At 38.5% G+C, this 12252-nt stretch carries 7 protein-coding genes; 4 read left to right on the top strand and 3 right to left on the bottom strand.

What is annotated here, in order from left to right:
- Positions 1 to 8 precede the first annotated feature (8 nt).
- Together B154_RS0127200 and B154_RS0127205 are read right to left on the bottom strand one after the other, a co-directional pair.
- On the bottom strand, positions 9 to 2432 hold the full coding sequence (locus B154_RS0127200) for a hypothetical protein (RefSeq protein WP_018617535.1): 2424 nt from the start codon (positions 2430 to 2432) through the stop codon (positions 9 to 11).
- A gap of 272 nt (positions 2433 to 2704) precedes the next feature.
- Positions 2705 to 3346: an MBL fold metallo-hydrolase gene (locus tag B154_RS0127205; protein WP_018617536.1), complete on the bottom strand. Its 642-nt coding sequence runs from the start codon at positions 3344 to 3346 to the stop codon at positions 2705 to 2707.
- Positions 3347 to 3407: 61 nt separating this feature from the next.
- On the opposite strand from B154_RS0127205, the gene B154_RS0127210 reads away from it, so the two are divergent.
- The gene (locus tag B154_RS0127210; protein WP_169337701.1) at positions 3408 to 6800 is read left to right on the top strand and encodes a hypothetical protein; all 3393 of its coding nucleotides are present in this window, start codon (positions 3408 to 3410) and stop codon (positions 6798 to 6800) included.
- A gap of 256 nt (positions 6801 to 7056) precedes the next feature.
- Complete coding sequence (gene rsgA, locus B154_RS0127215; RefSeq protein WP_018617538.1) at positions 7057 to 7983, top strand: ribosome small subunit-dependent GTPase A; 927 nt, start codon at positions 7057 to 7059, stop codon at positions 7981 to 7983.
- A gap of 264 nt (positions 7984 to 8247) precedes the next feature.
- On the opposite strand, the gene B154_RS0127220 is transcribed toward rsgA, so the two are convergent.
- Positions 8248 to 8805: a gamma carbonic anhydrase family protein gene (locus B154_RS0127220; protein WP_018617539.1), complete on the bottom strand. Its 558-nt coding sequence runs from the start codon at positions 8803 to 8805 to the stop codon at positions 8248 to 8250.
- Positions 8806 to 9025: 220 nt separating this feature from the next.
- On the opposite strand from B154_RS0127220, the gene B154_RS0127225 reads away from it, so the two are divergent.
- Together B154_RS0127225 and B154_RS0127230 are read left to right on the top strand one after the other, a co-directional pair.
- The gene (locus B154_RS0127225) at positions 9026 to 10201 is read left to right on the top strand and encodes an aspartate aminotransferase family protein (protein ID WP_018617540.1); all 1176 of its coding nucleotides are present in this window, start codon (positions 9026 to 9028) and stop codon (positions 10199 to 10201) included.
- Positions 10202 to 10819: 618 nt separating this feature from the next.
- Positions 10820 to 12252: PKD-like domain-containing protein (locus B154_RS0127230; protein ID WP_026260482.1), on the top strand; the 1433-nt coding region annotated here is incomplete at its 3' end.

Raw genomic sequence — 12252 nt, forward strand, 5'->3', positions numbered from 1 at the left:
ATTTGGTGTTATTTTCCCTGTTGTATAACCTTTTCTATCCTAACCATTTTGCCAACTTCATTTACACCCTCCAGTACAACCCTGTATGCTTTTGTTATATCATTATTGTAAAATTCAACTCTTACTTTTTTCCTGGTACTATCAGTTAAAATTGCAGGATTCCAATAAAGGGTAGAACGATAATCCGCCGCAACATCGGCTGAGGCAGACAAGTCTTTATAATCAGGCGAATAAAATTCTTTTGCAGAAGAGTAACCAGTTACAATAGTTTTTGCTAAGCCTTTTCCGGGGGTTGGTTTTACATCACTACCCTTTTTGGTATACACAGCGATAGCGCCACCGGCACCACCACCACCAAAACTTCCCATAAAAGGAGGGCGCAAAACTTTTATGTATGCTATGTCATTAATATTAACCGAAGAAAGCATACTTGGATCACCCGGCATTTCATTTAAAAAAAGCGAAGTTGCACTACCGCGCCAGCTAACAGTAGCATTAGCACCTGTTCCGGTTATCTGAAGACCTGCAACTTTTCCCTGCAAATAAGTAAATATATCATACATCCCGCTTACGGGTTCGTTTGCAAGGTCAAAGGAATAGCCATCACCGCCTTCAAACAAACCACTTGTGTATTTATCTTCCAGCTCCTGCAGTCTCGTTTTCACTTTTGTTTTTACAGTTACCGTTTGCAATACAGTTCCGCCTGCGTTAAACTTACTACCATATTTTGCAAGCTTGTCTGCAAGAAATTTTGTTCTTGACAGAATCGAAGTATCTAATTGAATACTTACAGGCCTGTTGGCAACATTTATTTTTTTCGCCCCCTTATACAGGTTATTTGCAAAAGCAACACTCATTTCCTGTTCCGCTTTTTTATCTTTCATAAACTGGTAGTGGACGGTAGCAGTATCATAAAAAATAATGTCAGGAATTGAAAATTTATCAACACCTACTTTTGGCAACTGCAACAACTGGGTGGAAGAATCTTTTTGCTGCAGAAAAATAAGTATCTCCTCATCACTCCTGAGAGGAGAGGCAGTTGTTACCCCAAACACTCTGGCTTCCAAAGATAAAAATGATTCGTTTGGATATTTTAAAGCAGGTTTCCGGCCTCCGGCAAGGTTGCTCCAGTTATACCTTCGCCAGCCGTGTGTAAGCATTACGAGATCAAGGTGAGCGCTTACACTATCAGAAGTATCAGAAAAATAATAAGCGGGATTATTTACATATCCTTTAATATCGCCCGTAAGTAATATTCGCGAATAAATGTTATCGGCATACGTTTGCCTACCTATCGCGGCATCTGTCACTGCGAGAGAAAGATTTGAAAGAAGTGTATCGTCTACTGCAATTTCAAAAGTATTTTTTGCCCTGAAATTTGTATTTAACTCGGGGGTGTTGAGCTTTGCATCAAATTTATAGTTGTCGTTATTAATCATAATTATCCGCTCAGCTATTGGCTCCCAGCTTTCTGAAAAAACAGTAACCTGTAATATTCCTGATGGAAAGTCTCCGACAGGAATAGCACCGCTTGTAGCCAAGGTGGTTTCGAGGTTCGCTTTAGCTTTGTACACCCTTTGCTGTCCTAGCAATGCTACTATATTTACATTTTTCCATTCTGCCGGCACATCCTGTGTGCGGTTTATAGTAAAAACTTTCTTCTTTCCCAGCCCCGACATTTTTAATACACATCCCTGTGGTTTTGCCTGAGGCAAAGGTGTTGTTTGCTGGGTTCCGGCAGCATCAGTCCATGTAGCCTTATAATTCTCATTAGCCTGAGGCGTAAAAGCAAAACTCCCCATACCATCATGCTCTGCAGAAAACGAAGTGATTACAGTGCCTTTACTATTTACTATATTTCCTCTTACAAAAATTGGCATACCATATTCATCATTAGCCTTAAAAGCGACCACCGATTCTAGTGTATTGACCAAATTACCGCCTTCGGGAAAAAACTGCAATAATGTTGTCTTTGCAGCAGGAGTGATAGATTTGTGATTATCAGCTAATCCTTTCCTATCAACTATGGGAATAGTTTTTTGAAAAATAAATGCTGTATCAAAATTGAGCATCCAGGTGGTATAGCCGCGATAGATAAGGTTTCCTGCCGGCAAGGAATCAGGAAGATCAAAATTTCCTGCAGTTGCCGACTCGGTTATCGGGTACACTTTTCGCTGCAAAACTATTCCCTTATCATTTACAAGTTCAGCATAAAAATTTTTACTGTTTACCGCTAGGCTAAAACCAGAAAACAAGTACGCCTTAAACCAAATGGTTTCGCCGGCCATGTATAGGTCTTTATCAAAATGCACATACGCTTTTTGTTCAGGAACCTGGTCAGCGTACACCTTTATCATAGAATCTAATACCTGGGCTTTAACAGAAAAGAAAGAAAAAATACATACACCCGTAAAGAGAAGAAATTTCTTCATGCATATAGAATTTACTACAAAAAACTTACAAGCGAATGTAGGGCAAATAAAAATCTTTTAATTGCCAATGAATTGAGAAAATAGAATAACCGAATTTTATGTAAAAATTGTTCACTATTGCTTTTTAAGGGTCTGGGCTTAGGCATCTGTTGAAAGCTGTTGTCACTTACTGCCCCCAAAAACCTTTACCAGGCTTTTTCTGTAATCTCATTTTTCTATCACATATTCTATTGCTGGTTTTACAATCTTGGAAAAAGCATGGTAATATTTCTCTAGCTATGTAAAAAAGGGTTATGCGTTTTTTCGTATCCTATGGTTGTAGCTTCCCCATGGCCTGGATATACTTTTACGTTATCCGGTAAAACAAATAATTGATTTCGTATGCTTTCGAGCAGGGCTGCATGATTGCCGCCGGGAAGGTCTGTACGACCAATACTTTCTTTAAACAATACATCGCCTCCTATTACAAATTTGTCTTCTTCGTCGTAAAAACAAATACTTCCGGGTGAATGCCCCGGAGCAAGCAAAACCTGCAGTTCATGATCACCGAGTGTTATAATATCACCATCTTCAAGAAAATGAAGAGGGCCATCGTAATTTTCGAACGGCAATCCCCACATCTGTCCTGACTGCGGAGCAAAATTCAGAACAAGCTCTTCGTTTGGATGTATGAATAATTCAAGACCATAGGTTTCAAAAATCCACTTATTGCCAAAAACGTGATCTAAATGGCAATGGGTGTTTAAGAGCTGAACAGGTTGCAAACCACTTCTTTGGATAAAATTTTTTACCTTTTGCTTTTCCTCATCAAAATAGCATCCGGGATCAATAATTATTGCTTCCTTTACTTCATTAAAAATTATATATGTGTTTTCTGCAGTCGGATTAAAAGTAAAAATCTTAACGGTTAACATAAATGTAATTTAAGGAAGATTACAATGTTTTTATCTAATTTTAAAACTTTAAAAATTGGAGATGCAAGTTAATAGTATGAGCAGTAGAATAATCGCTTTAATTGGTTTTTGTCTTTTTTCTTTTACCGCAATGTCACAGGTAAATGCAGTCGAATTTGGCAAGAACAGGATACAGCACAAAAAATTTATTTGGAAATTTTATCAATCGCCTAATTTCAACACTTATTTTAATCAGGGAGGCCTTGAACTGGGCAAATACGTTTTGCAGGTAGCGGAGCAGGAACTGCCGGGAATTGAGACTCAGGTCGAATACTCTCTTCAGCGAAGCATAAATATTGTAGTTTACAACAATTACAATGATTATCGGAGCACTAATATTGGTCTTGGTACTGACCTCATGAATGTAGAGGGAGGCGGCATGACTAAGCTGGTTAATAATAAAATGGTCATTTATTTTAATGGTAATCATGCTGATCTTAAACGGCAGATAAGAGAAGGAATTGCCCGTACTTTACTTGAGAACCAACTATTTGGAGAAGATATAGGAGAATTTGCAAGTAATCACGCCTTGCTTGACCTGCCGCAATGGCTAACGGACGGTTATGTAAGTTACATTGCCGAGAGATGGAGCACTCGAAAAGATAATGATTTGAAAAGCGCAATGCTTGGAGACAGTTACAAAAACTTTTACCAGTTCGCTTTTGATAAGCCTTTACTGGCAGGAGCTGCATTTTGGTACTATGTGGATGAAAAATACAAAAAGGAGAATGTCGGTTACTTTTTATACCTCACACGCATTTATAAAAGTCTCAACAGTGCATCACAACGAATAGCGAAAAAGAAGTTTAAAGAACTTCTCTCTGACTTTATGAGCTACGAGCAGGACAAATATTTTAAAGATATCCGTCAACGGAGAAATGTGCCTAAAGGAACGATTGCAGTAACCGAAGATGTAAACAACCGAAAAGATTTTTTTCGCTTCCAGGCAAATCCAAATCCCCGCAGTTTTAATTATGTAGTGGCACAGTACAACAAGGGCATCTACTCTGTGGGTTATTATGAAAATTACGAGTTGGCTAAGACGCTACTTAAATACGGTGTAAGAACACAAAAAACAGAAATAAACCCCAATTACCCTTTAATGGCGTGGGACGGCAAGGGAACAAGAGTAGCAGTAATATATTGGGAAAATGGAAAAATAAAAATGTTTGTCTATGATGTTATTGCCAATTACAAGAACTACAAACAGGAGATAGAGGGCCTTGATCAGATTCTCGATGTTCAGTTTATGCTTGACAAAAATACTCTTCTATTAACGGCTGTTAAAAATGGTCATACCGATATATTCACGTATAAAATAGAAGCAAACAAACTAGAACAGCTTACTAATGACGTTTATGACGATCTTGATGCATCGTTCGTATCATTTCCAAACAAAACAGGAATCATCTTCGCCAGTAATCGTCCTGGGCCTGATGCACCCAGCAGCGACACAGTATTGCCCAGCAACAACCGTTATAATATATTTCTTCTTGACTATCTGACTAAGAAACAGATAACCCAGTTAACGAATTTAAAGTATGGCAATGCCCGATACCCCATGCAATACAATGTGAACCATTTTACGTTTGTTTCAGATGAAAATGGCGTGGGCAACCGGTGGGCGGGCTTTTTCTCGACTCAGAGAGAAGGTCTTGATACATTGTTCTATATAGGTGATGAAGTTCTACACAATCCTTCTGATAAAGATCTTGATTCGACACTGGTTGCGTGGCAGAAAAATGAGCCCGATAGCATTAGCATGTTCCAGGTTACTAAAGACTCTACGTATACCTTTCCAATTACAAACTACCAGAGCAGCCTTCTTGAGACAAGAATTGCAGGAGACAGAGGGCAGGTAAGCGAAGTAACGCGGCAGGGAGATACTAAATTTTTATATAAGCTGAAAGTAGATTCTATTGCATTACGAAAAAGAAATGTAAATGCACGGCCTACCGAATACCTCAAAAAAATAATAGCTGAGAGGAGAGCAGAAGAAGGAAAGGCCACTATCTATAACAGTACAGATACAACTGCTGCAAACACCAGCCCTGTTTTTCAAAGTGAATTTGAAAATGAAAAGAAAGATTCTGCTGCTTCCGCATATAAAGTGTACGAAGTACCAAAGCAAACTGTTTTGCAACGCTCCAGGCTATTTGATTACAGGCTTAAATTTAGTAATGACTACATAGTTAGCGGAGTTTCCAATAACATTCTCATAAACCGCTATCAGCCTTATGCAGGAGGTAGTGGCCCAATACAATTAGGCAATGGTTCAAATTTAAACTTCACATTCAGAGCAAGTGTAAGTGACCTGATGGAAGACATTAAATTTATAGGCGGTTTTAGGCTGGGTACCAATTTGAGGGATAATGAATACCTTTTTGGATTTCAGAATTATCGAAAACGCTTCGACTGGGGCTTAACCTACTACAGAACAATCAATCACGGAGGAGTGGGTTTAAGCTCAAATCCGAGCGAAGGTTACAATGCACAGTTCAATACAAATATTTACCAGTTTAATGGTAGCTACCCGTTGAATGAAGTAAAAAGTTTACGTGCAACAATCGCTTACCGCCGTGACAGAACGATAGTAAAGCCTTTTCATTATTTTGGAGGAGGGGAAGGAGTACCTGACCAATATGGTCTTGCCTATCCTGATATCCTTACACAGTATGCGTTAGGAAGAATTGAGTATGTTCATGATAACACCATTAATCCTACACAGAATATATGGCATGGGTTGCGCTACAAAGTGTATATGGATATCAATATGCCTGTTAATGACAGTGTTCACGCCGGCTATACATACAACTTTGGTTTCGATGCCAGGCATTATTTACCCATTTACCGAAACTTTATCTGGGCAGTTCGTGCTGCTGCAGATTTTAGTTGGGGAGATCGCAAACTTATCTATTATTTAGGCGGCGTAGATGGATGGCTAAGCCCGAAATTTAATAATGCAAACCGGCCAGCTCCTGATCAAAATTATGCATTCCAAACCCTGGCTGTTAATCTTAGGGGCTTTAAGCAAAACGTTGCCAACGGTAACAATGCTTTCGTGATGAACAGTGAACTTCGCCTCCCTGTCTTTTCAACACTGATTAATAAACCTATAAATAATGCTTTCCTTAGAAATTTTCAACTGATCCAGTTCCTTGATTTAGGTACTGCATGGAATGGCAAATATGATAAGTGGGCAAGACCAGGTGTTACATACACAACCGGAGATGCCAATAATCCTATAACCCTAAAGACAAAGGCTGGTGGCATTGGGCCATTTGCAGGCGGATATGGTTTTGGAGCAAGGAGCACCATATTAGGATATTTTTTAAAGGTAGATGCAGCCTGGCCAATGGATGGAATATTTAATGGAAAACCTATGTGGTACTTTGCTTTAGGCCTCGATTTCTAATACCATCAAAAGAAATATTTTTAATGCCCGGCTTTTTAGTTGGGCATTTTAGTTTATCTTTTCAACGTCGATATGTGGGCTCGAAAGAGGGGTAATATCATCGGAAAGAACTTAATATTTTATCCATTTTGCTAGTCTGCTTCTCTTGGTTTCCTTCACAAAAGAATAAAGTTTTCGGAAATAGTATTAATTGCTAAAAACCAAAAAGTCGCCTTTTTGGTGAAAAACCATTTCCTCTTGCCTTAACTTCGATTACATGAAGGCGCTTATTTATAAATCAACCGGAAGCTGGTATATAGCAAAAAATGAGGACGGACGGCTATTTAATGCAAGGATAAAAGGTGTTTTAAAAATCAGCGGATTAACGTCTACAAACCCTATTGCTGTAGGTGACATTGTAGAAATGGAACTGGAAAATGAGCTGGAGAGTACTGCAACCATTACCAAAATTTATGACCGTAAAAATTATATCGCCCGGGTTTCCCCGCACAACAAAAACCAACACCACATTGTTGCTTCAAATCTTGACCAGAGCCTTTTGTTTGCAACCTTAAGAGACCCTAAAACATCTCAGGGATTTATTGACAGATTCCTTGTTTCTTGTGAATCTTATCATCTGCCTGCAGTTATTGTTTTTAATAAAGCAGATGTTTATCGTAAAAAGGAATTTGAAAAGTTTGAGGAATTAAAAAGCATTTATGAAAATATTGGTTATAAAGTTCTTCTTACCAGCATAGTAAACCACCAGGGCATAGATGAGGTAAAAAATCTTTTATTTGATAAAATAACATTACTAAGCGGCCATAGCGGGGTAGGAAAATCTTCGCTAATAAACGCAATTTTCCCAGAGTTGAGTTTACGAACAAAAGAAGTTAGTGACTGGAGTGGCAAAGGAATGCACACTACTACTTTTGCCGAAATGTTTGATCTGCCGTTTGGAGGTAAGGTGATAGATACACCGGGACTGAGGGAGTTTGGACTTGTTGATATAAAGAAGCAGGAGCTTTCGCATTATTTTCCAGAGATGAGAAAACGATTAAATAATTGCCAATTTAATAATTGTATGCATATAAATGAACCGGGCTGCGCGATAAAAGATGCTTTAGATAAAGGACAAATTCACGTAGATAGATACGTAAGTTACCTCACGATCCTAGATACAATGGAAGACAAAAGTTATTGAAAATCACTTTCGAATATCGATACAAGTTTTAGGTCAATTTTGAAATTTTTCTTCTTTTTTTGATGACTTTAAAATCCTGTCGATCTCGCTCAAAATCCTTTCCTACCCTGCATCCAATATCCTGCAACACGACACGATTGAAAACAGCGGACTTATCTTTTCATAAATCTTTACTACTAGCTTTTTCCAGGGATTTGCTTGTATTTGCGATAATTCTACCATAGTGATAAAAAGACAAATTCAGGAAAAATTTAAAAATCGATTTTATAAAAAAGTATCGGAATTATTATGTTCGTTGCAGGCATTGTATCTTTCAAACCAGGAAGCGTATCTAATGTAATTGTTGGCAATACGGTCAATCTCGCCACTGATTTTTTCCTCGGAAATGTCTTTAACTTTTTTAGCCGGCACACCGGCATAAATACTTCCCGGCTCTGCAATTGTACCTTCGAGAAGCACTGCTCCTGCAGCTATAATCGTATTACTGTTTATAACGCAACGATCCATTACTATAGCTCCCATTCCTATCAGCACATTATCACTTACAGTGCACCCATGCACAATAGCATTGTGTCCGATAGAGACGTTGTTACCGATATTTGTAGGGTTCTTTTGATATGTACAATGTATGACCGCACCATCCTGAACATTTACTTTATCACCCATTCTTATGCTGTTTACGTCGCCACGTATAACTGCATTAAACCATACGCTGCATCCATCGCCCATGATTACGTCTCCTATTATAGTGGCATTAGGCGCTACAAAACATCCGGAACCAAGTTCAGGCATTTTATCATTTACAGAAAGAATTAAAGCCATAAACAGAAGTTGAAGGTTGACTCTTGTTAGACCGTCCTGGTAATTATTGAATTGATACGATAATACTGAATATCAACATATCTAATCGAAGATAATAAATTGTACCGAACTCTGTTAACCTTCCATCAACGTCCATACTTCGATTTGTCAACAAAACAATTCCTCTACATACATTTGCCTATATTGTGATGGAAACATCATTGTACATCTTCAACTTTTTATGAACAACAGGCAGTTATTTTTAAGTCATGTAGCACAAACATCTCCTGCTCCAATAGGTTTGGAAATTGTAAAGGCTGCGGGCATAAAAATGTGGGATGTAAATGGTAAAGAATATATAGACCTCATCTCTGGTTTTAGCGTTTGCAATATTGGTCATAGCAATCCCAAGGTTATTAAGGCTGTAAAAGACCAGGTAGATCAGTACATGCATTTAATAGTTTATGGAGAATTTATTGAAACGCCACAGGTTGCATATGCAAAAATGCTTACTGACCATCTCCCTGCTTCTTTAAACAGTGTTTACTTTACCAATAGCGGTGCTGAAGCAACAGAAGGTGCAATGAAGCTGGCTAAAAGAGTAACGGGCCGGTCAAAAATTATTGCATGCAACAAAGCGTATCACGGCAGCACCCAAGGTGCACTAAGCGTAATGGGAGATGAGTATTGGAGAAATGCTTTCAGGCCTTTATTACCAGATATTTTTCATTATGATTATAATAGCGATACATTAATAAATGCTGTTGATGATAATACCGCATGTGTAATAGTAGAAACTGTACAGGCAGAAAGCGGGGTAAACAAGCCGATACCTGAATGGATAAAATGCGTGCAAAAAAAATGTGCAGAACACGGTGCTTTACTAATTTTTGATGAAATACAGGCAGGTTTTGGAAGAACAGGAAGTCTGTGGGCTTTTGAACAATACGATGTAGTGCCGGATATTTTGCTACTTGGTAAGGCCTTGGGCGGAGGAATGCCGCTTGGTGCTTTTATTGCTGATATTCAATTAATGAATTCTTTAACCACCAATCCGGTTCTTGGTCATATTACAACTTTTGGCGGTCACCCCGTAAGTTGTGCTGCAGGTATGGCGGCTATGAAAGTCCTACTGCAAAATAACTGGATCGAAGAAGTTAAGAACAAAGAACAGTTATTTCTTAGATTGCTTAAACATAAAAAAATAAATACTGTTCGTTCTGCAGGTCTATGGCTTGCACTTGAATTTGATAATCTTGAAATCTGTCATAGAACCATTAACCGTTGCATTGAAAGAGGAGTGGTGAGCGACTGGTTTTTGTTTGCACCAAATTGTATGCGTATTGCTCCCCCCCTTATTATCACGGTGGAAGAAATTGAAAAAATTGCTGAAATCATTCTTTTGTCTATTGACTAACCTTGCATTTTGCGTTTGAAAAATAAAAGCTTTTGAAAATACTCTCTTTGTTATTAAAACGATTTTAAGCCTTGTCAGATATCTGCTTTCTTCTCAAGTTATAGTATTTCTAAAAACTTAATTAACTACAATCGATTAAAGTGAAAAATTAAAAAGTTTTATTAAAAAAAAGAATTAAAGCTATGCTATGGCAAGTGTACACAGTAAATAATAAGTACGTATAGTTTCAGTATAATTGCTAACCTATTATCACTAGTGCCCGACTTCTATTTCTTCATAAATCTACATCATCATTTCCCTGCTTTAGCTTTAATCAAAACTGCAAATTGCAATAATTTCCTTTCAAAATATTCCTCATAAATCACTAGCAACTCTTGCAAACGATTCAAATAAAAGCTTTCTTTCTTTTTAAAATGTTTTAAATATACTTTGATTCGATTATACTTTTTTCATTGAAATTTCGTTATATCACAATAAAAGTACTGTGTGCTTGCGCCACACATTAATTAAAAATGATTTATAAAAACCCTTACATAAAGACAAGCTAAACTTTGTTCTTATTATTAGCAAAGCTTGAAAGCCTTTGTCTGTATTGAAAAAATTCTGGCAATACCACTCATGAGGCAAGTTAATTATCTATTGCTTTTCTGCATTCTTTTACTTGCCTTCTTTACCAATGGATCGAAAGCTCAAACTTCCGTTTTTGCTGTTGACCTTTCTGCTAAACCCGATACCAATTGGAATATTACCAATATTTCGAGAAATGGAGCTTTCTGTAATTCATCAAATTGTATTAAGTTTGATGTTACTGTTAATCCCCTTTCTACCCAACTTGGATTTGATGTTGCAAATCCTGCTCCAACAGGCAATTCAGCTTTTTACCAGGTTAATTGTGGTCCTGCTACATCCCTAGGCACTAAACTTTGTGTTTCCGGGGTGCCGACTTTTTCCATCACCTTTTGCAAAACCGGCAATGATCAACCGATTTATACTTTGTCAGCCAGCCGGGGATATTCGGGATCTGCTGATATTGCAATAAGAGCAGATGGAAACTGTGCCGGGAAGATGGGTGTGCAAGGCATGCAGAAAAGTTCAGTTACCTGGACATCCATTTATCCCGGAACAACGGGTGCTTATAACTCCTATCTAAGTTGCACTACAGGTTGCGATACCGTTTCTGTTACTACGGCTCCCGGAGCTCCCTCTTATATCGATTATAAGGTTACTGGCTCAGTTAATGGCTGCTCTTCAGGATCTGTATCTGATACAATAAGAGTTTACTCTTATCCATCTTTAAACCTTGCTATAACACCTTCCAATCCTACTATTTGTTCGGGTGGCCCAACTAGTGTTACCTTAACAGCAACGCCAACAGGTGGCAATCCTTCTTATACATATAGTTGGACTGGTCCAAATGGTTTCACGTCATCCTTACAATCACCTACTGTAGCTACAGCAGGCTTGTATACAGTCTCTGTTTCCGATAATACAAATTGCTCTCCTGTTACAAAAACGGTAACAGTAGTTGCGTCAGCTACCCCAACTGTTACCAGTGCAGCAACTAACATTCAATGTAGCGGTGTTGCACAAAACTATAATATCACGAGCGGGGTGACCGGAACAACCTATACCTGGAGCAGAGCTGCAGTAACCGGAGTCAGTAATGCTGCGGTAACAGGACAGACAGCTAACAGCATCACAGAAACTTTGATCAATACTACTACTTCACCTGTGAATGTAACCTATATCATTACTCCGTCAGCCAATGGTTGTACGGGTACTGCTTTTAATTATGTGGTAACCGTGAACCCGACCGCTACCGTGACGGCTGTTCCTAACCAGGTGGTTTGTAATAATGCTTTGACAACAGCGGTAAACTTTGCCAGTCCGACAACAGGGGGAGCTATCACTTATAACTGGATGAACAATGCTCCTTCCATCGGCCTTGCTGCCAGTGGCTCAGGCAATATTGCTTCTTTTACTGCTGTCAATACCGGTACTGCACCGGTTACGGCTACCATTACCGTTACTCCTGCTTATGCTAACGGGGG

This window comes from Segetibacter koreensis DSM 18137 (genome assembly GCF_000374045.1).
Taxonomy (GTDB): domain Bacteria; phylum Bacteroidota; class Bacteroidia; order Chitinophagales; family Chitinophagaceae; genus Segetibacter; species Segetibacter koreensis.

What these genes read in the sequence shown, in the direction of transcription:
- B154_RS0127200 (WP_018617535.1), bottom strand. Translation starts at nt 2,432, where the DNA reads ATGAAGAAATTTCTTCTCTTTACGGGTGTATGTATTTTTTCTTTCTTT.
- B154_RS0127205 (WP_018617536.1), bottom strand. Translation starts at nt 3,346, where the DNA reads ATGTTAACCGTTAAGATTTTTACTTTTAATCCGACTGCAGAAAACACA.
- B154_RS0127210 (WP_169337701.1), top strand. Translation starts at nt 3,408, where the DNA reads ATGCAAGTTAATAGTATGAGCAGTAGAATAATCGCTTTAATTGGTTTT.
- rsgA (WP_018617538.1), top strand. Translation starts at nt 7,057, where the DNA reads ATGAAGGCGCTTATTTATAAATCAACCGGAAGCTGGTATATAGCAAAA.
- B154_RS0127220 (WP_018617539.1), bottom strand. Translation starts at nt 8,805, where the DNA reads ATGGCTTTAATTCTTTCTGTAAATGATAAAATGCCTGAACTTGGTTCC.
- B154_RS0127225 (WP_018617540.1), top strand. Translation starts at nt 9,026, where the DNA reads ATGAACAACAGGCAGTTATTTTTAAGTCATGTAGCACAAACATCTCCT.